We start from the raw sequence: 24873 nt of genomic DNA on the forward strand, positions 1-24873 counted from the left end.
ATATTCCAGTGCCATGGGATGATTAATCCGTTGTCGCAAGACGATCATTTTTACGCGCAAACCGCATCCGCAAACGATCAAAGAACAGATAAACCACCGGCGTGGTGTACAGCGTTAAAAGCTGGCTTACAAACAGGCCGCCAACAATCGTGATCCCTAGCGGCTGGCGCAGTTCCGCGCCGTCGCCACTGGTCAGCACCAATGGCAATGCACCGAAAAGTGCGGCAAGTGTGGTCATCATGATTGGGCGAAAACGCAACAGGCAGGCCTGGAAAATGGCTTCTTCAGGTTGCAGGTTGCCGTTACGCTGTGCGTTGATGGCGAAATCCACCATCATGATGGCATTTTTCTTCACGATACCAATCAGCAGCATGATGCCAATGAGCGCGATTAAGCTAAACGGCGCGCCAAAAATTTCCAGAGCTAACAACGCGCCAACCCCCGCGGAAGGCAGGGTAGAGAGGATCGTCAGCGGGTGAACGTAACTCTCATACAAAATCCCCAGCACGATATACACCGTGGCGATGGCAGCAATAATCAGCAAAACCTGGGATTTCATGGTGTCCTGGAATACCTGCGCGGTTCCGGCGTACATCCCGCGCACGGTTGAAGGCACGCCGAGCGCGGTCATGGTGCGGTCGATAGCATCACTGGCTTCCGATAACGAAACCCCGGTTGGCAGGTTAAAGGAGACGGTGGAGGCGGCTGATAACCCCTGGTGGTTAACGGCAAGGGGGGCGTTCGCCGGCTGCCATTTGGCAAAATACGAAAGAGGGATTGGTTTACCCTCTTTATTAGTGACAAACATTTGGTCCAGTGCGCTGATGTCCTGGGTGTAACGCGGGTCGACTTGCATCACCACTTTGTACTGGTTTAGCGGCTGATAAATTGTCGAAATCTGCCGCTGGCCAAAGGCGTTATTTAGCAGATTATTGGCATCTTGAACGCTTATGCCCAACCGTGACATGGTTTCACGATCATAAATCAGATCCATTTCTGCGCCGTTATTCTGGCTGTCAGAGTTCACATCTGCAAGTTGCGGCAGTTTAGCCAGAGCCTGACGAATCTTTGGCTCCCAGGTGCGCAGGTCGGCCAAATTATCTGATAGCAGCGTGTACTGGTAACTGGCATTGGCCTGGCGTCCGCCAACACGAATATCCTGCACGGCCATTAAGAACAGGCTCGCACCGGGTTCTTTTGCCAGTGATTGACGTAAACGATCGATAACCTGTTGCGCCGTCTCTTTACGTTCAGAAAGCGGCTTCAATGAGATAAACATCATACCGCTGTTTACCCGTGAACCACCGGTGAAGCCCGTTACATTATCCACTGCCGGATCATCCCGGACGATTTTCATAAAGTCCTGTAACTTCCCACGCATCGCCTGGAATGAAATGCTTTGGTCGGCCTGAATGTTGCCCATCAAGCGCCCGGTGTCTTGCTCGGGGAAAAAGGTTTTTGGAATCGCGATATACAGCCAGATATTCAGTGCGATGGTTGCCAGCAGCACAACACCCACCAATTTCGTATGGTTTAGCACCCATTTCAGAGAACGCCCATAGCCTTGTTGCATTGCGACAAGTACGCGTCCAAATCCACGGTTACGGGTTGGGGTATGCTGCGGTTTATTCTTTAGTAACCAGCCACACATCATCGGCGTCAGCGTAATCGAAACCACCAGTGAGATACCGATGGCGACCGAAAGCGTGACTGCAAATTCTTTAAACAGCCGGCCCGGCAAGCCGCCCATTAACAGCAAAGGCAGGAAAACAGCGACTAACGACAGGCTCATCGACAACACGGTAAAACCGACTTCGCGCACACCCTGAAGTGCTGCCTGCAACGGTTTCACACCCGCTTCGAGATGGCGGGAAATATTCTCCAACACCACTATAGCGTCATCCACCACAAAACCGGTGGCGATGGTTAGCGCCATCAGCGACAGGTTATTGAGGCTAAAGCCGCACAGGTACATAGCGATGAAGGTGCCGATGAGCGACACCGGAACCGCGACTGCGGGTATGAGTGTTGCGCGCCCGGACCGCAGGAACAGGAACACCACCAGAATCACAAGTGCGACTGAGATAACCAACGACTGCTCGACTTCAGCAAGAGAGGCACGAATGGTTGGCGAGCGATCCTGGGCGATTTGCAAATCGATCGACGCAGGAATAGTTTCCCGCAACTCAGGGATTTTCGCCCGAATCCTGTCAACCGTCTCGATGATGTTCGCTTCCTGGGATTTACGAATCATCAGCAAAATCGCGGGTTTCGCGTTGGTCATCCCGGCGTTACGCACGTCCTGTACTGAATCGGTGACGTTAGCGACATCACTCAGTTGTACCGCACCACCATTGTTGTAATGAATGATTAACGGCTTATATTCCGCTGCGGTTTTTAGCTCATCATTTGTCTGCAATTGCCAGCGTTTAGAACTATCTTCCACCGCACCTTGTGGACGGCGCACGTTGGCATTGTCGATAGCGGTGCGGACGGCATCGAGCGAAACGCCCTGGTTGAATAGTGCTTGTGGGTTGAGATCTACACGCACCGCAGGTAGCGAACTGCCGCCGACATCCACATCACCCACGCCATCAATTTGCGAGACGGTTTGCGCCAGTTGTGTGGAGGCGAAATCGTAGAGCTGGCCTTGCGAAAATGTATCGGAAGTCAGCGTCAGAATCATAATGGGTGCATCTGACGGGTTAGCTTTGCGATAGGTCGGGCGGCTTGGCATTCCACTTGGTAGCAGGCTTTGCGCGGCGTTTATCGCGGCTTGCACATCACGCGCGGCTCCGTTGATATCGCGGTCAAAAGTAAATTCCAGAATGATGCGCGTGCTGCCAAGCGAACTCGACGAGGTCATCTCATTCACGCCAGCAATACGCCCTAGCGCCCGTTCAAGTGGCGTTGCCACTGACGATGCCATGGTTTCAGGTGAAGCGCCCGGCAGTGAAGCACTGACCATAATGACCGGGAAATCCACCTGTGGCAGCGGGGCCACAGGCAGCAGGCGGAAGCCCAACACGCCGCACAATGTGATGGCGGCGGTCAGCAGAATGGTGGCGACGGGCCGGTAGATGAATAGTGCAAAGAATTTCACAGCACTTCCTCATCACGACGACCAAAGCGGCGGCGCACCGCATGCGACAGGTTATCGAACAGCAAATAGATAACCGGCGTGGTAAACAGCGTTAATACCTGGCTCACCAGCAGACCACCGACCATGCCAATCCCGAGCGGGCGGCGCAGTTCTGCACCCACACCGGTTGAGAGCATCAACGGCAGTGCACCAAGCAGGGCGGCGAGGGTAGTCATCAGAATCGGACGGAAACGCAGTAAACAGGCCTGGTAAATCGCATCGTATGGTTTCATGCCTTGTTCACGCTCAGCCGCGAGGGCGAAGTCGATCATCATGATGGCGTTTTTCTTCACTATGCCGATAAGCAAAATGATGCCGATGATGGCAATGACATCCAGTTCGGCTCCTGCCAGCATTAACGCCAACAGTGCGCCTACGCCCGCAGTCGGCAGTGTTGACAGGATAGTTATCGGGTGAATGAAGCTTTCGTATAACACGCCGAGCACGATGTACATCGCCACCACTGAAGCCACGATTAGCCAGATGGTGCTCCCTAACGCGTTCTGGAAGGCGAGGGTGCTGCCCTGGAATTGAGTGGTGATATCAGCGGGCATGGCGAGATCTTTTTCCGCCGCTGTAATCGCTTTAACCGCATCCTCCAACGAATGGCCGCTCGTGACGTTAAATGAGAACGTCGTAGATGGGAACTGGTCGAGATGGTTTATCGTCAACGGGGCAAAACGCTGCTCGATTTTGGCAATGCTACTCAGCGGCACGCTGCCGCCATCAGTGCTGGCAAGGCGAATATTATCCAATCCGCTCAGGCCTGGTGTGGTGCTGGTATCGTGCTCAAGTACCACGCGATACTGGTTGGCCTGAGTATAAATAGTGGAAATCAGGCGCTGACCAAATGCGTTATAGAGCGCGTTATCGACATCTGACATGGAGATACCAAGGCGGCTGGCACTGGCACGGTCAACATTTACATAGGCCACCAGCCCCTGATCCTGCCAGTCGCTGCTGACGTCAGCCAGTTGCGGCAAAGCTCGCAATTTTTCAGTTAACTGCGGCACCCAGGTGCTGAGTTCATCCAACGAAGTAGTCTGCAAAGTGAACTGATACTGCGTACGGCTAACCGTTGTATCGATGGTCAAGTCTTGCACTGGTTGCAGGTAAAGCTCGACCCCCGGCACTTTTGCCACGTTAGTTTGTAAACGCTCAATCACTACCGGAATACGGTCGTCACGGTCGCTCAATGGTTTGAGGTTAATTTGCAAACGCGCACTGTTCAGAGATGGATTGGTACCATCCACTCCTATAAATGAAGTCAGGCTTTCGACCGCAGGATCTTTCATTATCACATCTGCAACCTGCTGTTGGCGCTGCGCCATGCTGGCAAAGGAGACAGATTGCGGTGCCTGTAAAGTGCCCTGAATAATGCCGTTATCCTGGATCGGGAAGAAGCCTTTCGGAATGAAAATCCACAGTACAACAGTGAGACCCAGGGTGCCAAAAGCTACACCCAGCGTGAGCCACGGGTGGTTTAACACACGGGTTAACATGCGCCCATAACCGGCAATTACGCGATCGAAGAAGCGTTCACTGGCGCGGGAGAAACGGTTCTGCTTGCGCAGTGATTCGTGGCTTAACATCCGTGCGCACATCATTGGCGTAAGCGTCAGCGACACTACCGCCGATATCAGAATCGCAATAGCCAACGTGACGGCAAATTCCCGGAACAAACGGCCAACGATATCGCCCATAAACAGCAGTGGGATCAGCACAGCAATCAGCGAGAAGGTCAGCGAGATAATCGTAAAGCCAATTTCCCCCGCGCCTTTTAGCGAGGCGGCGAGGGGCTTTTCGCCTTTTTCGATATAACGCGAGATGTTTTCGATAACCACAATCGCATCATCGACCACAAAACCAGTAGCGATGGTTAACGCCATCAGCGTCAGGTTGTTTATCGAGAAGTCGAGAAACACCATCACCGCAAAAGTCCCGATCAACGACAGTGGCACTGCAACCGCCGGGATAATGGTCGCCGGAACGTTTCGCAGGAACAGGTAAATAATCATCACTACCAGCGCGATGGCGAGCATCAGCTCATGCTGGGTGTCGGTAACGGAGGCGCGGATGTTGGTTGTGCGGTCGCTGAGCAGTTTGACTTCAACCGATTTCGGCAGGCTTTTGGTTAGCGCGGGCAACATCGCGCGGATGCTGTCGGCGGTGTCGATAATATTCGCCCCCGGCTGGCGCTGTACGTTCATCACTATCGCCGGTTGCTTGTTCGCCCACGCACCAAGCCAGGTGTTTTCTGCCCCTTGCTCAACGGTTGCCACATCGCCAAGACGAATTGGCGCACCGTTCTGATAAGCAATAATCAGGTTGCGATACTCTTCAGCCGACTGCATTTGGTCGTTTGCTGAAAGCGTAACGGCGCGTTCGGGGCCATCCAGGCTGCCTTTTGCTGAGTTAACGTTGGCGCTGGTGATTGCCGTGCGCACGGTTTCGCTGGTTAAACCCAATGCGGCAATCGCCGGTGCGTTGAGTTTCACGCGGACCGCCGGGCGCTGGCCGCCGGAAAGCGTGACCAGGCCGACGCCGGAAACCTGGGAGATTTTCTGTGCCACGCGCGTTTCTACCATGTCTTCGACCTGCGTCATCGGCATGGCAGTTGAGGTGACGGCGAGAGTCATAATTGGTGGATCCGCCGGGTTTACTTTGCTGTAAACCGGCGGATTCGGCAGGTCGTTTGGCAACAGGTTAGTGGCGGCGTTAATCGCGGCTTGTACTTCCTGTTCGGCAACATCAAGTGGCAACGTGAGCTGGAATTGTAATGTTACAACCGATGCACCACCGGCACTTTGTGACGACATCTGTTTGAGGCCCGACATCTGGCCAAACTGGCGCTCAAGAGGCGCGGTAATGGCTGATGTCACTACATCCGGGCTGGCTCCAGGATAAAGCGTTACCACCTGAATTGTTGGGTAATCCACTTCGGGTAATGCAGATACAGGCAAGAAGCGATAGCCAATAATACCGGCCAGCAAAATGGCCACCATCAAAAGTGTGGTGGCAACTGGCCGTAGGATAAACAGGCGCGATGGGCCACCTGTGGCGCTCGGTGGTAACACCTGCATCAGGAAGCCGCTCCGTTACGTTTGTGTTTTGGTGCAGCTTCGGTATTGCTGGTTGTCGCTGATTGTGCTTCGACCACTTCCACTTTCGCGCCTTCCGTCAGGCGATCAATGCCGTCCGTTACCACTCGCTCACCTGCAGAAAGGCCAGCGGTGATAACGACTTTCTGGCTATCCTGAATGCCGGTAGTCACCAGGTGTTTGCTGACTTTATCTTCGCTATTGAGCACCCAGACAAAGCTGCCTTCATTGCCCATTTGTACCGCGGCAGTGGGAACAACCACGGCATCTTGCTGGGTATCTACCAGCATGCGGGCATTAACAAACTGGTTTGGGAACAGGGCATCGTCTTCATTATTAAAGCGGGCTTTGAGTTTGATGGTGCCAGTGGTGACATCAATCTGGTTATCCAGACTCAGCAGTGAGCCGCTGCTGAGCTTTTGCTTATTAGTCCGATCCCAGGCTTCAACACTCAGTGTTGCTCCTGCCTTTTGCGCTTTAACCACGGTGGCAATATCACCTTCAGGCAGGGTAAAGATCAGGTCAATAGGATGTGTTTGGGTCAGCACTACAATCCCGGCGGTATCACTGCTGGAGATCTGATTGCCAACATCGACCTGTTTTAACCCCACACGGCCATCGATTGGTGCGGTGATTCGGCTCCAGTCGAGCTGCAACTGAGCGCTGGCAACTGCGGCTTCATCAGCTTTAATCGTCCCGACAGATTCATTGACTAACGCTTGTTGCGCGTCCAATTCCTGACGTGACACGAGATTGGTTTTAACCAGTTGCTGGAAACGCGCCAGGTCACGGCGTGCATTGGCAAGCGTTGCCTGATCTTTTGCCAATTGACCCTGTGCCTGGGCAAGGGTGATTTTGAACTGACTTGGATCGATTTCAGCCAGTAAATCACCTGCTTTTACCTGCTGCCCTTCCTGGAAGTGAATCGCCAGTAATTGCCCATCCACACGGCTGCGCACAGTAACGGTGTTCGCGGCAGTGATAGTACCAAGACCTGTGAGATAACGGGGTACAGATTCACTGGTCGCCGTTGCGGCCTGAACCGGCGCTAGTGCACCGCCGCGCATCCCCTGGCGGTTGCCGGCATGGCGCTGCTGAGTTGATTGCGAACCTGCGGTGTCGTTACCCGTGCTCGAATGGCGCCAGTAAAAAATAGCGGAAATAACGACAATGACTGCTGCTGCTGCAATCCATAACCCACGTGCGGTGAATGTGCCTTTCATAGATTTACGTCTTCTCTTCCTGAAACGATTATCCCCGTCGTACTCAGGGGTTAGGCCTAATGATACTAGTGTAGTGAGTTAAGGCGGCGGAAAAATGGAGGAAATATGAAGTACTGTATGGATAAGTCTGAGATGGCGGTTTTTTACGAGGCGGCTCGTAGGAATACGGTTGAATAGTATCCTGCTTATATTTCCAGCAATAAACTGTGGTTTATATTTTAGATATAAACTATAGTTTATGAGGCAACGCTATGACATGGACGATCTTGACCACAAAAAGATTTGAAGAATGGTTTGATGAACAAAACGATGATCTTCAGGAAAGAGTGCTTGCGGTGATGGGGCGTTTACAGTTTTGGGGGCCGGGACTCTCTCGTCCTTTTGCTGATACGGTAAAAGGTTCGCGCTTTGCGAATATGAAAGAGCTGAGAGTGCAACATCATGGCAAGCCCATCAGGGCATTTTATATTTTTGATTATCGGCGTAATGCAATTTTGCTTTGCGCTGGCGATAAATCGAAAAGCAAGCATTTTTACGAATCGATGATCACTGTCGCTGATAAAGAGTTTTTGGCCTGGTTGAAGGCACAGGAGAAATAATATGAAAAACAACCCGAAAGGTTACAGCACATTAGAAGAGTTGATTGCTCGTCGTTCACCTGAAAGTCAGAAACGAATTGCTGAAGCGACTCAGGAACTGATTCTGGAAAGCTGTTTGCATATGATGCGTGAGCAAATGGGCTGGTCGCAACAACAACTGGCAGACGCGATGGGCATTAGCCAGCCTGCGGTAACGGCAATTGAAAAACGCGGCAATGAGGTCAAACTGGGGACACTAAAGCGTTATATCGAGGCATTGGGTGGCAAGCTTTCACTGCAAATTGAGTTTCCGGATGGCATTAAACAGCTGAAGATTTAAAACGCCGCAGGTTTCCCCACGGCGGTTTGATTATTCGCGGAACACCACATCAGCCCAACGGGCCAGGCCTGCAGTTACGGAGCCGAAGTCATCGCCTCCAGCCAGTGGGATGCCCGGCAATTGCTGAGCCAATGCATGTTTCAGCAATGGTGAGCGAGCACTACCACCAGTGAGATAAATCACATCCGGTTTCACGGCACTGTTTTCCAGTGCAAGTGTGACTTGTTCGAGAATACGTTGCAGCGGCTGACTGATAGCGCTTTCCAGATCCGGCTGAGTAATCTCGCAGCCCAGTTCTTTACTGATAAACGGCAGCATGGTGGCGACTTGCTGACTATCGGACAGCGCGATTTTACTCTCTTCCGCAGCACGCACCAGGCGATAGCTAAGGCGCTGGCGCCAGACCTTTTGCAGGAATGCCACTTTTTCAGGTTCACGCGAATCGCGCACCAGTTCGTTGAGCATGCGGCCATTAGCACTGCTATAAAAATCGTTTTGCGCCGGGACGTCGTTAATTGCGACCGCATTCCACCACGGCAACACTGGCAAAGCGATACCTTTTTCGGTTTGCCCGCCCATGCCCAATAATGGGGAAAGCTGTTTAAAGGCCAGCATAATATCCAGATCGTTTCCGCCAACACGGCAACCGCTGTGGCCTAATAGGCTCTGTTCGCGATCACGACGAGCACGCCATTGCGGCCCCATCAGCAATACTGAACAGTCAGTGGTACCACCGCCGATATCGACGACTAACACCTGTTTCTCTTCTTTTAATGTGGCTTCAAAATCAAGTCCGGCCGCAACCGGCTCAAACTGAAACACCACATCTTTAAATCCTGCGCGATGAGCGGCACGGTCAAGGATCCCTTGAGCCTGCTGATTGGCTTCATCACCACCTGTGCCCTGGAAGTTAATCGGGCGGCCGATCACAGCTTGAGTAATCGGCTCAGCAACCTGGCTTTGGGCCTGATTACGGATATGTAGCATCATCGCGCAGACTAAATCTTCGAACAGAGCGACTTGCTGAGGTTTCAGGCCTGTAGCGCCGAGGAAGGATTTTGGTGATTTAACGAAGTAAACTTCTTCCGGGTCTTCCATGTACTGGCGCAGGGAACTCAAGCCAAATTGCACACTGTTGGGCAAGACATCGATATCTTCTTCGCGATTAAAGGATACCGCGCGACGCAGCAATGCCTGGGTTTCGGTACCAGTGGCAGGAACCTCGTGATGGCGATAGAGCCACTCACTTACTGATTCACGTGTCGGAGCGCACAACATTGACGGAAGCAGTTTTGAGCCGTTTTCCATCTCCAGCGCCTGTGGAACGCCGTCACGCATCACTGCTACCGAGCAGTTTGCAGTACCATAATCGAAGCCAATAAATTGCATATAATCCCCATGCCGGTGAAGAAGGGGGGCGACTTTAGCGGAATGTGGCGCATCGGGCAACTGAATATCAAAGCAAGGCATTATTAGTGGCGTGCGCCTATGCTATTGCGATAGCTAACGACAGGAAGAAACAATGTATCAGCTGGAGTACACCCCACCTTACGACTGGAAGTGGATGTTTGGTTTCCTGGCCGGGCGAGCGGTTAGTGGCGTCGAGATTGTCACCGATGAGTATTACTGCCGCAGCTTTGCGTCAGGGAAGTATCAAGGGCTAGTGACGCTTGAGCCTGATGAAACAGCCTGCCAGCTAAAAGTGACGCTGAGTGCGGGTCTGGAGCCGGTTGCCGATGTGGTTTTGCAGAAAGTGAAACAATTGCTCGATCTTGATTGTCAGCCCCATACCATTCTTGAAAGTCTTGGTGATCTAGCGACTGCAAGGCCTGGCCTTCGTTTGCCAGGCTGCATGGACACCTTCGAGCAGTCTGTCCGCGCGATTTTAGGGCAACTGGTGAGCGTGGCAATGGCGGCAAAACTTGCCGGTAAACTGGCGCAGGCTTTTGGTGAACCGCTGGTGGATTTTCCTGATTGGCGACTTTTCCCCACCCCTGAACGACTGGCATCGTTGAGCCCTGAAGAGCTAAAACCGCTTGGTATGCCCTTAAAGCGTGGCGCTGCGATCATTCATCTGGCGCAACAAATGATAAGAGGCGAGTTTCCACTCCATAGCCCTACAGATGTTGAGCAAGGTGTGAAAACGCTCGTCACTTATCCAGGGATTGGTCGCTGGACGGCAAACTACATTGCTTTGCGTGGTTGGCAGGCAAATGATGTTTTCTTACCAGACGACTATCTGATTAAGCAGCGATTTCCTGGTATGACGCCAACTCAAATTCGCCGTTACGCCGAACGCTGGAAGCCCTGGCGCTCCTATGCGTTATTGCATATTTGGTATAGTGAGGGCTGGGTTCCAGGTATTTAATAGCGAGTTAATTAATCGCGAAATAGCTGGTGTTCAGCAGTATTTCCAGCGGGGTTGGTTGGGTCACTGCCTCACCGAAAATAAGGTCAATGCCAATGCCTGACAGCGTATCCATCACCATTGGCATATCGGCAGGCCCCGCGATCGTTTGTAATGATTGGCGCTGGGCGTGGCCATGAATGATGGTCACCATCATTTCATCCATCAGATTGCAGTGAACATTACTAATCAGTTCGTCATCAACAATGATGTAGCTGAAACGCTGGCGTGAGACGTGTTTAAAGATATCCAGGTCTCGGCCTACGTGGCTTAGGATCAACTGGCATCCACTATCGCGCAGCCTTTTCAGGTTGCTGTCGATTTTCTCATCATCACTTTGCAACACTTCGCAATTGACCATCAGGTGTAACAGACGAGCAGGTAGTGGGCTGCGGGATAAGCCTCTTAACAGCTCGTCGACAACTTTATCATTCGCAAGGCCCGGGGAAGAAATAGGAAGCGCGATGCCAAAGCCTTTGCTTGCTACTTGTTGAGAAAACTTGCTGAAAAATTCGTTAAAAACCCTCAGGTCGAGAGCGCATTGCAACTCTTTGTCGGTAACGGCTGTGCGGAACGGGGACTCATCAATCACGACATTATCACTTCCCCAGAAGCGTAACGACACCACATAAAAACTGGTTGACTCTGGAACGCGTGGCGGGGCAACTCCTCTGGCTACCATCAGGATCGGGTTCTCGTTGATGATGCGCTTTTGCTCATCGATGGTCATATGTTGATCTTCTTTGCGAATCTCATGCTGAGAAGATTCAAAGACGGTCACACGGCCGCGACCACCATTTTTCGAGGCATAACAGGCGATATCGGCCTGAGAAAGCACTTCAGAGGCAATTCTGTTATCGGCATCAATTTGGGTTATCCCCGCGCTGGCGCCAATGCTGTGCAAACGCCCGTTCCACGTAAAGTGATAGTCATTAATGCTTTGGATAATACGCTCAGAAATATAGCGCGCATTGTCAGAAGAGCAATCAGGGAGTAACAAACCAAATTCATCGCCGCCCAGACGAGCCAGGAAATCACCTGTTCGCAACATGCTTAGCATCAAAGAGGAGAGCTCGCGCAGCAGCGCATCGCCCGCAGCGTGCCCTGCGGTATCATTCACTGCTTTGAAACGGTCGAGGTCGATAAACACGAGCGCATGGCGCTGGCGATTTTCTCCAGCACTCTGCAATAAACGTTTGAGATGATTTTCGAAACTGACACGGTTTGCCAGGTGTGTCAGCCCATCATGTGAGGCACTGTAGCTCAACTGTTTAAGCATTTTACGTGATTCGGTAACATCCTGAATGACCAGTACCGAGCCGATGCTTTGCCCATCCAGCGTTGTTAGTGGGGTGATGCTGTAATGAATATCGTAACTGCCGCCATTGCGGCAATGCAGAACGACATCGTGCTCAATGGTCGTTCGCGCATAATCGCCACTATGAATATTCTCCATCACGGGCCCGGTATCGCCAAACGTGATGTGCAGAATGGCCAGAATATGCTGACCGATTGCCTGCTGTTGTGGCCAGCCGCTGAGCTTTTCGGCAATAGGGTTCATAAAGGTGATATTCATATCTACATCGGTACAAATGACCGCTTCACCTATCGAATCCAGCGTGATGTGTAGACGTTCTTTTTCCTGATACAGCGCTTCGTTCAGCTGTTTAACTTCCGTCATATCCATGTTGATGCCGAGCAGGCGCTCAACATCACCATTTTTATTCAACACCCGGTTTGCGAGTGAGCGAATATGGCGAATGCCTTCTTTGACATGAATACGATATTCCATCTTGAAAGGCACTCGAGCCTTCAAAGCATCGCGAACTGTTTTTTCAGCCTGTGGCGCATCCTCGGGGACGATAGATTCAAGCCACAGAGCGTAGGTGGGTTTCATATGTGCCGGAACTTCATAGAGATCAAACATACGTTTGTCCCAACTGATTACGTCGCTGCCAAGATCCCATTCCCAGATACCGATGCCACCCGCTTCATTGGCAAGCGTAATGCGCTCCATCAAGCGTTTATTCACCCACTCGGTATGCTTGAGATCGTTAATATCTTCAATCTGCGCGATTAAATAGAGCGGCGTGCCGTCAATATCACGCACGATAGACACCGCCAGCAATGCCCATACGACATCGCCTTTGCTGGTGTAGTAACGTTTTTCCATCGAATAGCTGTTGATACTGCCACTTACCAGCATATTAAGTTGCTGTAAATCAGCGTGTAAATCTTCCGGATGCGTGATTTGCTGGAATGTCAGTGAGCGTAGTTGTTCGGCGCTATACCCGAGGAATTTGCAAAGCGATTTATTGACCTGCAACCACTGACCATCAGTTGATACCAACGCCATACCGATGGCTGAATACTCCATCGCGTTACGGAAACGCGCTTCGCTTTCGGTGATGTGTTTACGCTCCTCGCGAAACGAATACATCACCATTGTCATTACATTTGCTGGTAATAAAATCATCAGGAACGGCAGCCAGGGGGCATTATTCATGATGTCCGTGTGCGGTTGCATGTCTACCGTGCTATTGGTTGCCATCATTAAAGAGACAACCATTAATGTAGCCAGGAAAATAACGAAAGCTTCCAGACGCGGCAGGCGAATAGCACTCCACATCAGAAAAACAATAATAAAGGTAAATGGCCACGGCATATAACGCAGAGCAAGATAGCTAAGTGTCAGGGTGATAACAAAAGTGAATATTGTTTCTAATAATAGTTTCGGATTTTTATGGCGTAATAAATAGCTTGGTTTAAACAATAATGCTGTTGGGACTAACGCCAAAGTGCCGATGGTTTCGGATAAAACCCAAACGAAAAAAGTTTTAGCAATGTTTCCGCCATCAGACCCCGCAAGCCAAACTGCCAGCACGCCGCCAATAAGAGGGGGAACTATGGCACTGCAGAAAACCAGACGAACCCAATTATTGAGGTTTTGCAATGGGTTAATTTGCGTGAGGAAACGCCGCATTAACGATGCGCCAAACAATGCCTCGATAATATTTATAGCGGTGTAGCCGAGATTAATCTCATGTATGGGCTGCAAAATAGCAGAAGCGCATAAACTTCCGAGAGCGCATACCACAATGATCATTGGCCATTGACGGACTGGATTACGGAATAAGGCCACCATCATGATGGATGTTGGGAACCAAAGCGGTGCTAAAACAGTACCGACCAGAGACAGTTCCAGGGAGTACAAAGTGAATATAAAACTTAAGAAGCCCAACCCCGCAGGCAAAATGAAGGAAGGCATTGCGATTAACTCTTTTGTGCTTTGTTTGATCATTACCGCAAATCCGTTAAGGCGTGCCGCCAGGTGCCATGCCCGGATGCAAATAAAAAGATAAGTTTCGGTTTATGCTAGTACAAACAATTTACAATTCCTATGCAGGCCGATCATAATTTAACACCAAGAAGTAATAAAAAGTGTTATTTGACATACTTATTTTTACCATCAAGTAATAACCATGTTTTTATAGTTGTTACTCATTGACTTCCACCTACCTGATACCTGTCAGTTAAAATCACCCTTGCGTGTGCATTACTCTGGTATCAGCGGGCGGATCTCCCTATAATTGCCGCGTTTGACGTCTTTTGCGTCGCCCTTCCTCAACATTTAAGTCAACAAGGCTCGTTACAACATGACTGACAAGTCCCATCAATGCGTCATCATCGGGATAGCCGGTGCGTCGGCTTCAGGAAAAAGTCTTATTGCCAGCACACTGTATCGCGAACTACGCGATCAAGTTGGTGATGAACACATTGGTGTCATTCCAGAAGACAGTTACTACAAAGACCAAAGCCATCTTTCGATGGAAGAACGAGTTAAGACCAACTACGACCATCCAAACGCGATGGATCACAACTTGCTGTTTCAGCATTTACAAATGCTCAAATCAGGTAACCCTATCGAACTGCCTGTCTACAGCTATGTTGAACATACCCGTACCGGTAACACTGTTCACTTAATGCCAAAGAAAGTCATCATTCTGGAAGGGATTTTGTTGCTGACGGATGCCCGTCTGCGCGAAGAGATGAACTTCTCCATTTTTGTTGATACGCCGCTGGATATTTGCCTGATGCGCCGTATGAAACGCGATGTTAACGAACGTGGCCGTTCAATGGACTCTGTGATGGCCCAGTATCAGAAAACCGTTCGTCCTATGTTTTTACAATTCATCGAACCTTCCAAGCAGTATGCCGATATTATCGTGCCGCGCGGGGGTAAAAACCGTATCGCCATTGATATCCTCAAGGCAAAAATCAGTCAGTTCTTTGAATAATCTTCAGGCTTAACAGCCTTTCGCGAACGAGTTCTACTTATTCGCTCGCAAAAACGTAATGTAATCCCGGTATTTACCCTTCGTAGCGTGGCTATCTTAGCCCCGCTGTGGCAGGGTAAACAAAACTGAGCTTGAGATAAGGAGCATCACTAATGCGTTTGTGTGACCGCGATATAGAAGCCTGGCTCGATGACGGGCGCTTAACGATTACCCCTCGTCCGCCAGTTGAACGCATTAGCGGTGCTACTGTCGATGTGCGTTTGGGGAACAAATTCCGTACTTTCAGCGGCCATACGGCACCGTTTATAGATTTGAGCGGTCCTAAAGACGAAGTGACTGAAGCGCTGGAACGCGTCATGAGCGACGAAATCGTCCTCAATGAAGGCGAAGCATTCTATTTGCACCCAGGCGAACTGGCTTTAGCGGTAACGCTTGAGTCCGTAACGATCCCCGCTGATTTAGTCGGTTGGTTAGACGGACGTTCATCTTTGGCGCGTTTGGGTCTGATGGTCCATGTAACCGCACACCGTATCGATCCAGGTTGGCATGGCTGCATCGTTCTGGAGTTCTATAATTCCGGTAAGCTGCCTTTAGCCCTGCGTCCTGGTATGATGATTGGTGCTTTGAGTTTTGAACCGCTTTCAGGCCCTGCTGCACGCCCTTACAACAGTCGCCAGGACGCGAAATATCGCGATCAGCAAGGGGCTGTGGCGAGTCGTATTGATAAGGACTGAGTTGCCATTTGTATGGGGATTGTATGAGACGATTACTTACCACGCTGATGATTTTGCTGGTTGTGCTGGTTGCCGGCCTTTCTGCGTTGGTGTTATTGGTTAACCCCAATGATTTTCGTGCATATATGGTAGGCCAGGTTGAAGCTCGCAGTGGCTATCAACTGGATTTAGACGGGCCGCTGCGTTGGCACGTCTGGCCACAACTTAGTATTTTATCAGGGCGTATGTCTCTGACCGCGCCAGGTGCCAGCCAACCCTTGGTGCGTGCCGACAATATGCGCCTGGATGTTGCCTTATTGCCTCTGCTTTCTCATCAGCTTAAGGTTCACCAGGTGATGTTGAAAGGTGCAGTAATTCAACTCACTCCCCAGACAGAAGAGCGCCGCGCGAAAGATGCCCCTGTCGGGCCGTCGGCCCCAACGCCTCCACCTGATGAAGACAGCGGTTGGTCTTTTGACATAGCTAAGCTAAAAGTTGCTGATAGTGTGCTGGTTTTTCAGCATGCTGATGATGAACAAATTACGGTGCGTAATATCAATGTGCAAATGGAGCAGAATGAGCGAAAACAAGCGCACATTGAACTGAGTAGCCGCATCAATCGTGACCAACGTGATCTGACCTTGTCATTGGTGGCCGATCTTGATGCCAGCAATTATCCGCAGCAACTCAGTGCCAATATCTCCAAACTCGATTACCAACTTCAAGGTGCCGACCTTCCTGCTAAAGGGGTTACGGGCAGCGGAACCTTTGCGGCACGCTGGCTTGAACCACAGCGTCGTCTTGAACTTAATCAATTGCAACTGACTGCCAATGATAGCGACTTGCAAGGTAACGCCAGTGCTGTGCTGGAAGACAAAACGCAGTGGGTAATCGATTTACGCTCAGGTAAATTGAATCTGGATGGTCTGGTTGCTGGCAACTCAGTGACGAATGTCAACGTGCAGCAACAGGCACAGCAACAAAATGCGCTACCACGTCCGATCATTGCTTCCGGTGTCGAAGAGACCAACTACCAGAGTCTGCGCGATTTTACTGCCCAGGTTAACATTGCCGCGTCCAGTGTGGTATGGCGAGGACTGGATTTCACCGATGTTCAAGCGGCAATAACCAACAATTATGGTTTGCTGACGGTTTCTGAACTGATGGGGAAATTTGGCAAGGGTAGTATGTCATTCCCGGGCGAGCTTGATGCACGCCAGAGTCAGCCGCGACTATCATTTAACCCAAAAGTGGAAGACATAGAAATTGGGCCGATTCTGACTGCGTTTAACTACCCAATCGCGTTGTCTGGATTGCTATCAATGGAAGGGGAGTTTAGCGGTGACAGACTCAATGCCGAAGCTTTCCGTCGTAGCTGGCAAGGAGATGCGAGCATAACGATGCTACATACCACAATGCAGGGTATGAACTTCCAACAGCTAATACAGCAAGCAGTAACCCGCAGCAATGATGATGTTCAGGCCCAGGAAAATTATGACAATGTCACAATGTTGGATAATTTCTCGGCGCATGCAAGCCTCGATAATGGTGAGTTATCGCTCAAGAAAATGGTTGGCGAATCTTCTATGTTGGCGCTAACAGGCGTCGGGACTCTTGATCTTGTTAAGCAGCAGTGCGATACCCGCTTTGATGTCACCGTAGTTGACGGTTGGAAAGGGGATAGTAAGTTGATTGAGGTGCTGAAAACCACGCCAATCCCGCTGCGAGTTTATGGGCCATGGCAGAAGTTGAATTACTCTTTGCAAGTGGACCAGGTACTGCGTAAGCAGTTGCAGAGTGAAGCAAAACGTCGCCTGAATGACTGGCTGGGCAAGCATAAAGACAGCAGCAAAGCGAAAGACGTTAAAGATTTGCTAGATAAGCTTTAGTCATTTCAATCGTCGGATGTTGCTACGCTAATCTCTCCTACAAATACTCTATTTCGTAGGTCGGATTAGCGCAGCGACATCCGACTTTTTTAATTAAATCACACCTCAAAATCCATCTCATCGTCGCGGGTCTTCGGCACAATTTGCACCTTCTGTACGCGATGGCTTTCCACCTGCAATGTCCGCAACAGAAAATCTCCCACCTGAACAGCTTCTCCTGTCACCGGAATATGTTGTAACGCCTCCATCAGCAGCCCTGCAATCGTGTGATAGTTGCGTTTGTCATCCAGTGGTATCGGCACATACTGCACTAAGTCTTCAAGCGGCATATGACCATTTGCGGTCCATGTTCCATCAGGGTTTTTCTGAATATCATGGCGCGCGTCTATCTCTTCAGCTTCATTCGGCAAGTTACCGGCAATGGTTTCCATCACATCACTCAATGTCACCACACCTTCTACCGAACCAAACTCATCTACCACAAAGGCAAAGTGAGTTCTGGCGTTGCGGAACTGTTCTAGTGCCGCCAATAAAGGCAGTGTTTCCGGGAAGACAAGTGGCTGGCGAATTAACACTTCGAGGTTGAGCGGTTCGCCTTTGAGTGATTGCTGGAGCAAATCAATGACGTGTACTACGCCCAGAATCTCATCGCTTTCGCCAGTTATTACCACGCGGGTATGCTGGTTCTTATCAAGCAAGGCTCGTATTTGTTCTTCCGGGTCGGCCAGTTTAATGTGCTCGACATCGTGACGTGAGGTCATGATGCTGCTCACCGTGCGCTGGTTGAGATTAAGCACGCGTTCAATCATCAGCCGCTCTTGTGGTTCAAATATCTCATCTTGCCGGGCGTGGTCAGCAATCAGCGATGCGGTTTGCGCATCCAATTCAGCTTCTTCTTTCTTACCGTTTAATAAACGCAGCACGGCTTCAGCGGTGCGTTGGCGCAACGATTGATCGGCAGACAAGAAGCGGCGGCGGTTGAATATCGCCAGCTGGTTTAGACTCTCAATCATCACCGAGAAGCCGATAGCAGCGTATAAATAGCCTTTCGGGATATGGTAGCCAAAGCCGTCTGCGACCAGGCTAAAGCCTATCATCAACAGGAAACTCAGGCACAGAATCACAATAGTAGGATGGTTATTCACGAAGCGTGTGAGTGCTTTACTGGCAAGCAGCATCAGGCAAATCGCGATAATCACCGCCGCCATCATCACGGGTAGATGGTCGACCATGCCCACGGCGGTTATCACCGAATCGAGAGAAAACACCGCATCCAGAATGACGATTTGCGCGACTACCGGCCAGAACCTTGCTCCCCGTCGCTGCGTATGGGCTTCACTATCTTTACCCTCAAGCCGTTCGTTGAGCTCAACGGTCGCCTTAAATAGAAGGAATAGCCCACCAAAGAGCATGATCAGATCTCGGGCGCTAAAACCAAGCTCACCAAACCTGAACAGCGGGCGGGTTAACGTGACCAGCCATGAAATGGAGGCCAGCAACAGCAAACGCATCAACATGGCAAGAATAAGGCCGGTGACGCGTGCTTTGTCGCGTTGGGATGGGGGTAGTTTTTCGGCAAGGATAGCGATAAACACCAGGTTATCGATGCCGAGGACCAGTTCAATAACGACTAACGTTATCAATCCGGCCCAGATTGAGGGGTCGGCAATCCATTCCATGCCTTAATGCACCTCTTGTTAGATGACAAACGTCACACTTAAAGGATGGTTAACCGCGCGGGAAATTGCAATGCCGCAGGGTGGGATAAATCATGTTGCCCTTTAAATGTTAAATATTGCCAGGTTAATTCCATTTAATTACTAAGGTAAATAATTAATTATTTTCGAAATAACGGCTCATTGTTTTTTCTTATAATGAAATTCACATGAGATATATCTGTATATCACATTGCGACTTATCACTTATTAATATTCTGTCAATATAAAGAAATTCCTAAACGCATGTAAATGTGCCGTTAATATTATTCTTAAAAGTCCCTGTATGGTTCTGTGGAACCTTGCCTGATATAGGGTTAGCTGTAACAATCGATATCGGTGTCTGATATTAGATGTATTTTTTATATTCGCTGAAGCTGTGATATTTAACCTGATGCCATAGGGCTTATCTCCAGAGAATTGTTCTTTGGGTTTACTTTCTGGAATCGTTATTTCTTATAAATTTTCTTTTTTCAGTAGGTTGGTGACTGTAAGCCAGGGGCGGTAGCATGCCCGAAGGCCAGAGAATAAGCCTCAATTATTCTGTCAATAGGATATCGGGAAATAAGCGTTTTTTTAGGATTGATGCCAGATGTTTTCTGCGTCAACCAGGCTTTAATTTAGGCCTTATTCAAAAACCTAACGAATCACTTATTTTATACCCAAATAATTCGAGTTGCAGCCAACACCCCTGCAGCTTGAATTAAGAAGGGTATATTCGCTCAGGATAATTACTCTGCCATAGTGATAAATACTCAATGATTAAATACAAACTTAAATTGATGCCTTTATTGGTGTCGGTAACCCTGATGAGTGGTTGCACAGTGCTCCCCGGTAGCAATATGTCTACGATGGGGAAAGATGTTATCAAGCAGCAGGATTCAGATTTTGATCTGGACCGGATGGTTAATGTGTACCCGTTAACACCGCGTCTGGTTGAGCAATTACGCGTACGTCCAGCGGTCGCACAGCCAAATATGTCTCTCGACCAGGAGATCTCTGCTTACCAATACCGCGTGGGACCAGGAGATGTTCTGAATGTCACGGTCTGGGATCACCCAGAACTCACCACTCCGGCGGGCCAATACCGTAGCTCAAGCGACGCGGGTAACTGGGTACAGTCAGACGGCACCATGTTCTATCCGTATGTCGGCAAAGTAAAAGTCGCGGGTAAAACCTTGTCTGAAATCCGCAGTGATATTACCGGCCGCCTTGCGACGTACATCGCTGACCCGCAGGTGGACGTTAATATCGCTGGCTTCCGCTCCCAAAAAGCCTATGTCTCAGGCCAGGTGAATAAATCTGGCCAGCAGCCAATTACCAACGTACCGCTCACTATTCTTGACGCTATCAATGCCGCAGGCGGCCTGACTGATGCGGCCGACTGGCGCAATGTGGTGCTGACGCATAACGGCCAGGAAAAACGGATTTCCCTGCAAGCGTTGATGCAAAACGGCGACCTGAGCCAGAACCATCTGCTTTATCCCGGCGACATTTTATTCGTGCCGCGCAATGACGATCTGAAAGTGTTCGTGATGGGTGAAGTGAAGAAACAAACCACCCTGAAAATGGACTTCAGCGGCATGACGCTGACCGAAGCGCTGGGCCAGGCCGAAGGTCTGGATATGACGGCTTCCAATGCCAGCGGCATCTTCGTTATTCGCCCAATCAAAGAGAAGCAGGGGGGCAAAATCGCCAACATTTATCAGCTCGATATGTCGGATGCGACGTCGCTGGTGATGGGTACCGAATTCCAGTTGCAACCTTACGATGTGGTGTATGTGACCACAGCACCTGTCACGCGTTGGAATCGTCTGATCAACCAACTGCTGCCGACGATCAGTGGCGTTCGTTATATGACGGATACCGCCAAAGATATCCATACCTGGTAACACGCTATGTTCAACAAAATTTTGGTTGTTTGTGTGGGGAATATTTGCCGTTCCCCAACCGCTGAGCGGTTACTCAAAAGCTATCACCCGCAGCTCACCGTGACCTCGGCGGGGCTGGGGGCTTTGGTCGGGAAAGGGGCTGATGCTGGTGCTGTTCGTGTCGCCGAGCAGCATAACCTCTCCCTTGAGGGGCACTGCGCAAAACAGGTTTCCGGCAAAATGTGCCGCGAATACGACCTGATCCTCGCCATGGAAAAACGCCATATCTCCGCACTTTGCGAAATGGCTCCAGAGATGCGCGGCAAAGTGATGCTGTTTGGTCACTGGGATGCCGAACGGGAAATTCCCGACCCGTATCGCAAAAGCCACGACGCTTTTGAAGCGGTTTACGGTCTTCTGGACCAGAACGCCCAAAAATGGGCTAACGCACTCAACGCTCATCAGGGATAACAATGACAGAAAAAGCACGCCGTTCGAGCGCCCCGACTGAGGGCAATGACGAAATTGATATTGGCCGATTGTTCGGAACGGTTCTTGAAGCCCGCTGGTGGGTTTTGGGGATCACCGCAATCTTCGCGATTCTGGCGACCGTCTACGCGATGTTTGCCACGCCAATCTATAAAGCCGATGCGCTGGTGCAAATCGAACAAAACGCCGGTAACTCGCTGGTCAACGACATCAGTTCCGCGCTATCTAACAAGCCGCCGGCTTCCGCTGCCGAGATGCAGCTGATTCAGTCGCGCCTGGTATTGGGTAAAACGGTCGACGATCTTAACCTGGATATTTCAGTCGAAAAAAACAGTTTTTGGTTATTAGGTGCGGGCTGGGACAGGCTGCAAGGCCGCCAGAACGATACCGTCGTTGTTGATACCTTTAACCTCCCGGCAGGGCAGGCCAAAAATGTATTTACCGTGGAAGTGGTTAGCCCAACGCAGTATTTGCTGACTAACGACAATGGTTTTAGCGCCAAAGGGCAGGTCGGGCAAACGCTCAATCAAGGCGGCGTCACGATGCTTGTCAGTGCGATTAAAGCGCAAGTGGGCGATACCTTTACCGTCAATAAATACTCAACGCTTGGCATGATAAATCAGCTTCAGGGCAACCTGACCGTAGCTGAAAATGGCAAAGATACCGGCGTGTTAAGCCTCTCTTATACTGGTGAAGACAAGGACCAAATCCGCGCCATCCTCGACAGCATCACGCGTAACTATCTGGCGCAGAACGTGCAGCGCAAGTCGGAAGAAGCGGCTAAAAGCCTGCAATTCTTAGCGCAGCAGTTGCCGGAAGTCCGCAGCCACCTCGATGCTGCCGAAAATAAACTGAATGCCTATCGCCAACAGCAAGACTCGGTTGACCTGTCACTGGAAGCCAAATCCGTGCTCGACACCATGGTGAACATTGATGCGCAGCTCAATGAGTTGACCTTCAAAGAGGCTGAAATTTCCAAACTCTATACCAGGGTTCACCCGGCTTATCGCACCTTGCTGGAAAAACGTCAGACGCTGCTTGATGAAAAAGCGCGCCTGAACGGGCGTGTTACCGCGATGCCAAAAACGCAGCAAGAAATCGTGCGTTTAACGCGCGATGTCGAGTCTGGTCAACAGGTATACATGCAGCTGTTGAACAAGCAGCAAGAGTTGAAAATCACTGAAGCCAGCACCGTGGGTGATGTACGTATCGTCGATGCGGCAATTGCCCAACCAGGCATGGTGAAACCGCAGCGTGCCCTGATTATTCTCGGCAGCATTATTCTTGGCCTGATGTTGTCCGTTATGGGTGTGCTGTTACGCTCCTTGTTCAACCGTGGCATCGAAAGTCCTGCGGTACTCGAAGAGGCAGGGATTGGTGTGTATGCCAGCATCCCGCTCTCTGAATGGCAGAAATCCCGCGACAACGCCACGGTGCGCAGCGTTAAAGCGGCGAAGCGCAATAAGCAAAGCCAACTACTGGCGGTGGGGAACCCGACGGATCTGGCCATCGAAGCGATTCGCAGCCTGCGTACCAGCCTTCATTTCGCCATGATGCAGGCATCCAATAACGTCCTGATGCTGACTGGTGTTAGCCCGTCGATTGGTAAAACGTTTGTCTGTGCCAACCTGGCGGCGGTCATCAGCCAGACCAACAAACGTGTGCTGCTTATCGACTGCGATATGCGCAAAGGTTATACCCACGAACTACTGGGCACGACCAACAACAACGGTCTTGCAGAAGTGCTCTCAGGCCAGGCGGAAATTACCCGCTGTGCGCAAAAAACCTCCGTACCCAATTTTGACCTTGTGCCGCGCGGTGTAGTGCCGTCCAACCCTTCTGAATTGCTGATGAGTGAGCGCTTTGCGGAGTTAATCGCCTGGGCAAGCAAAAGCTATGACCTGGTGTTGATTGATACCCCGCCGATTCTCGCCGTTACTGACGCAGCGGTTGTGGGTCGCCATGCGGGCACCACGCTGATGGTGGCGCGCTACGCGGTGAATACGCTCAAAGAGGTCGAAACCAGTCTTAGCCGCTTTGAACAAAATGGCGTCACCGTACGTGGTGTGATCCTCAACTCCATCTTCCGCCGTGCGGCAGGGTACGAGGATTACGGTTACTACGAGTACGAATATAAATCTGATGCTAAGTAATCAGGCATCAACTGGCGGATGACGCTTTGCTTATCCGCCCTACAAATCTCGTCGTAGGGTGGATAAGCGATAGCGCCATCTACCAATAAATAATAACGATTTCAGGGGGAGCGCCATGAAACGCCCACTTATCTCTATTTATATGCCGACATGGAACCGCCAGCAGTTGGCTATCCGCGCCATCAAATCGGTGCTGCGCCAGGATTATGAACACTGGGAAATGTTAATCGTTGATGACTGCTCTTCATCTTTTGAACAGCTTCAGCGCTTTGTTGATGAGCTGGGTGACTCGCGTGTGCGCTACATCCGTAATGATTTCAACTCTGGCGCCTGTTCGGTGCGCAACCAGGCTATAAGCCAGGCTTCGGGTGAGTTGATTACCGGTATTGATGATGATGATGAGTGGACCCCCAATCGCTTGTCAGCGTTCCTTGAGCATAAACAGCAGTTGGTGACGCACGCCTTTTTGTATGCCAACGACTATGTTTGTGAGGGGCAAGTCTATTCGCAGCCCGCAAGCTTGCCGCTCTATCCTAAATCCCCATTCTCATTAAAGCTGTTTTATAAGCGTAATATCATAGGTAATCAGGTATTTACCTATGCTGACCGCTTCAAAGCATGCCTGTTCGATACCACTCTTGCAGCGGCTCAGGACTACGATATTTTCCTGCGTATGGTGGTGGAGTATGGTCAGCCGTGGAAAGTCGAAGAAGCCACGCAGATTCTGCATATCAATCACGGTGAAATGCAGATCACCAAATCACCGAAAAAGTTTGCCGGGTACTTTCACTTCTATCAAAAGCACAAAGACAAATTCGACCGTGCCAGCAAGAAGTATCAGCTATTTACCCTGTACCAGATCCGCAACAAGCGTATGTCTTTGCGCACGTTATTAGCGCTATTGAGCGTGCGAAATACTAAGCGACTGGCTGATGGATTGCGGGGGAAATAACA

16 protein-coding genes are annotated in these 24873 nt (G+C 50.5%); 10 read left to right on the top strand and 6 right to left on the bottom strand.

What is annotated here, in order from left to right:
* Window positions 1-22: 22 nt before the first annotated feature.
* Genes mdtC through LVQ79_RS12640 form a run of 3 tightly spaced genes read right to left on the bottom strand, consistent with a single transcriptional unit; the run spans window position 23 to window position 7466 of the window.
* Window positions 23-3103: a multidrug efflux RND transporter permease subunit MdtC gene (gene mdtC / locus LVQ79_RS12630; protein WP_232865208.1), complete on the bottom strand. Its 3081-nt coding sequence runs from the start codon at window positions 3101-3103 to the stop codon at window positions 23-25.
* Complete coding sequence (locus LVQ79_RS12635) at window positions 3100-6225, bottom strand: MdtB/MuxB family multidrug efflux RND transporter permease subunit (protein WP_232865209.1); 3126 nt, start codon at window positions 6223-6225, stop codon at window positions 3100-3102. Before LVQ79_RS12635 ends, mdtC begins: the two co-directional genes overlap by 4 nt.
* Window positions 6225-7466 carry an MdtA/MuxA family multidrug efflux RND transporter periplasmic adaptor subunit gene (locus LVQ79_RS12640; RefSeq protein ID WP_232865210.1) on the bottom strand — a complete coding sequence of 414 codons (1242 nt, stop codon included), beginning with the start codon at window positions 7464-7466 and terminating at the stop codon, window positions 6225-6227. Before LVQ79_RS12640 ends, LVQ79_RS12635 begins: the two co-directional genes overlap by 1 nt.
* A gap of 251 nt (window positions 7467-7717) precedes the next feature.
* Here LVQ79_RS12640 and LVQ79_RS12645 point away from each other — a divergent pair, with 251 nt between their 5' ends.
* Both LVQ79_RS12645 and LVQ79_RS12650 read left to right on the top strand, forming a co-directional pair.
* On the top strand, window positions 7718-8065 hold the full coding sequence (locus tag LVQ79_RS12645; RefSeq protein WP_232865211.1) for a type II toxin-antitoxin system RelE/ParE family toxin: 348 nt from the start codon (window positions 7718-7720) through the stop codon (window positions 8063-8065).
* Window position 8066: 1 nt separating this feature from the next.
* Window positions 8067-8384 carry a helix-turn-helix domain-containing protein gene (locus tag LVQ79_RS12650; protein WP_154155342.1) on the top strand — a complete coding sequence of 106 codons (318 nt, stop codon included), beginning with the start codon at window positions 8067-8069 and terminating at the stop codon, window positions 8382-8384.
* A gap of 30 nt (window positions 8385-8414) precedes the next feature.
* On the opposite strand, the gene yegD is transcribed toward LVQ79_RS12650, so the two are convergent.
* Window positions 8415-9773, bottom strand: a complete 1359-nt coding sequence (gene yegD, locus LVQ79_RS12655) for a molecular chaperone (RefSeq protein ID WP_232865212.1) — start codon at window positions 9771-9773, stop codon at window positions 8415-8417.
* A gap of 133 nt (window positions 9774-9906) precedes the next feature.
* Between yegD and alkA the strand changes: the two genes are divergently transcribed.
* Window positions 9907-10752 carry a DNA-3-methyladenine glycosylase 2 gene (gene alkA, locus LVQ79_RS12660; protein WP_232865213.1) on the top strand — a complete coding sequence of 282 codons (846 nt, stop codon included), beginning with the start codon at window positions 9907-9909 and terminating at the stop codon, window positions 10750-10752.
* Window positions 10753-10759: 7 nt separating this feature from the next.
* Here alkA and LVQ79_RS12665 read toward each other — a convergent pair whose 3' ends face one another.
* The gene (locus LVQ79_RS12665) at window positions 10760-14092 is read right to left on the bottom strand and encodes a diguanylate cyclase (protein WP_232865214.1); all 3333 of its coding nucleotides are present in this window, start codon (window positions 14090-14092) and stop codon (window positions 10760-10762) included.
* Between the two features lie 355 nt (window positions 14093-14447).
* Here LVQ79_RS12665 and udk point away from each other — a divergent pair, with 355 nt between their 5' ends.
* The 3 genes from udk to asmA all read left to right on the top strand — a co-directional run bounded on the left by udk (window position 14448) and on the right by asmA (window position 17691).
* The gene (gene udk, locus LVQ79_RS12670) at window positions 14448-15089 is read left to right on the top strand and encodes a uridine kinase (protein WP_034458495.1); all 642 of its coding nucleotides are present in this window, start codon (window positions 14448-14450) and stop codon (window positions 15087-15089) included.
* A gap of 152 nt (window positions 15090-15241) precedes the next feature.
* Window positions 15242-15823: a dCTP deaminase gene (gene dcd / locus LVQ79_RS12675; RefSeq protein WP_064512248.1), complete on the top strand. Its 582-nt coding sequence runs from the start codon at window positions 15242-15244 to the stop codon at window positions 15821-15823.
* 23 nt (window positions 15824-15846) lie between these two features.
* Window positions 15847-17691, top strand: coding sequence for an outer membrane assembly protein AsmA (gene asmA, locus LVQ79_RS12680; protein WP_232865215.1), 1845 nt, complete (start codon window positions 15847-15849; stop codon window positions 17689-17691).
* Between the two features lie 98 nt (window positions 17692-17789).
* Here asmA and LVQ79_RS12685 read toward each other — a convergent pair whose 3' ends face one another.
* On the bottom strand, window positions 17790-19370 hold the full coding sequence (locus tag LVQ79_RS12685) for a TerC family protein (RefSeq protein WP_232865216.1): 1581 nt from the start codon (window positions 19368-19370) through the stop codon (window positions 17790-17792).
* A gap of 794 nt (window positions 19371-20164) precedes the next feature.
* Here LVQ79_RS12685 and LVQ79_RS12690 point away from each other — a divergent pair.
* From LVQ79_RS12690 to wcaA, 4 genes are all read left to right on the top strand, one after another.
* Entirely contained in the window at window positions 20165-21298 is a 1134-nt protein-coding gene (locus LVQ79_RS12690; RefSeq protein WP_151994412.1) for a polysaccharide export protein, read from the top strand.
* A gap of 6 nt (window positions 21299-21304) precedes the next feature.
* Entirely contained in the window at window positions 21305-21748 is a 444-nt protein-coding gene (gene wzb, locus LVQ79_RS12695; protein WP_034458485.1) for a low molecular weight protein-tyrosine-phosphatase Wzb, read from the top strand.
* A 2-nt stretch (window positions 21749-21750) separates the two neighbouring features.
* The gene (gene wzc / locus LVQ79_RS12700) at window positions 21751-23919 is read left to right on the top strand and encodes a tyrosine-protein kinase Wzc (protein WP_232865217.1); all 2169 of its coding nucleotides are present in this window, start codon (window positions 21751-21753) and stop codon (window positions 23917-23919) included.
* A gap of 115 nt (window positions 23920-24034) precedes the next feature.
* Entirely contained in the window at window positions 24035-24871 is an 837-nt protein-coding gene (gene wcaA / locus LVQ79_RS12705) for a colanic acid biosynthesis glycosyltransferase WcaA (RefSeq protein WP_232865218.1), read from the top strand.
* Window positions 24872-24873: the final 2 nt, after the last annotated feature.

It is taken from the genome of Buttiauxella cochleicola, assembly GCF_021282405.1.
GTDB lineage: Bacteria > Pseudomonadota > Gammaproteobacteria > Enterobacterales > Enterobacteriaceae > Buttiauxella > Buttiauxella massiliensis.

Excerpts from the sequence above, each read along its gene's own strand:
- LVQ79_RS12690 (WP_151994412.1), top strand. The coding sequence starts at position 20,165 with ATGATTAAATACAAACTTAAATTGATGCCTTTATTGGTGTCGGTAACC.
- LVQ79_RS12685 (WP_232865216.1), bottom strand. The coding sequence starts at position 19,370 with ATGGAATGGATTGCCGACCCCTCAATCTGGGCCGGATTGATAACGTTA.
- alkA (WP_232865213.1), top strand. The coding sequence starts at position 9,907 with ATGTATCAGCTGGAGTACACCCCACCTTACGACTGGAAGTGGATGTTT.
- wzb (WP_034458485.1), top strand. The coding sequence starts at position 21,305 with ATGTTCAACAAAATTTTGGTTGTTTGTGTGGGGAATATTTGCCGTTCC.
- LVQ79_RS12650 (WP_154155342.1), top strand. The coding sequence starts at position 8,067 with ATGAAAAACAACCCGAAAGGTTACAGCACATTAGAAGAGTTGATTGCT.
- wcaA (WP_232865218.1), top strand. The coding sequence starts at position 24,035 with ATGAAACGCCCACTTATCTCTATTTATATGCCGACATGGAACCGCCAG.
- wzc (WP_232865217.1), top strand. The coding sequence starts at position 21,751 with ATGACAGAAAAAGCACGCCGTTCGAGCGCCCCGACTGAGGGCAATGAC.
- LVQ79_RS12635 (WP_232865209.1), bottom strand. The coding sequence starts at position 6,225 with ATGCAGGTGTTACCACCGAGCGCCACAGGTGGCCCATCGCGCCTGTTT.
- LVQ79_RS12645 (WP_232865211.1), top strand. The coding sequence starts at position 7,718 with ATGACATGGACGATCTTGACCACAAAAAGATTTGAAGAATGGTTTGAT.
- LVQ79_RS12640 (WP_232865210.1), bottom strand. The coding sequence starts at position 7,466 with ATGAAAGGCACATTCACCGCACGTGGGTTATGGATTGCAGCAGCAGCA.
- LVQ79_RS12665 (WP_232865214.1), bottom strand. The coding sequence starts at position 14,092 with ATGATCAAACAAAGCACAAAAGAGTTAATCGCAATGCCTTCCTTCATT.
- udk (WP_034458495.1), top strand. The coding sequence starts at position 14,448 with ATGACTGACAAGTCCCATCAATGCGTCATCATCGGGATAGCCGGTGCG.
- asmA (WP_232865215.1), top strand. The coding sequence starts at position 15,847 with ATGAGACGATTACTTACCACGCTGATGATTTTGCTGGTTGTGCTGGTT.
- dcd (WP_064512248.1), top strand. The coding sequence starts at position 15,242 with ATGCGTTTGTGTGACCGCGATATAGAAGCCTGGCTCGATGACGGGCGC.
- yegD (WP_232865212.1), bottom strand. The coding sequence starts at position 9,773 with ATGCAATTTATTGGCTTCGATTATGGTACTGCAAACTGCTCGGTAGCA.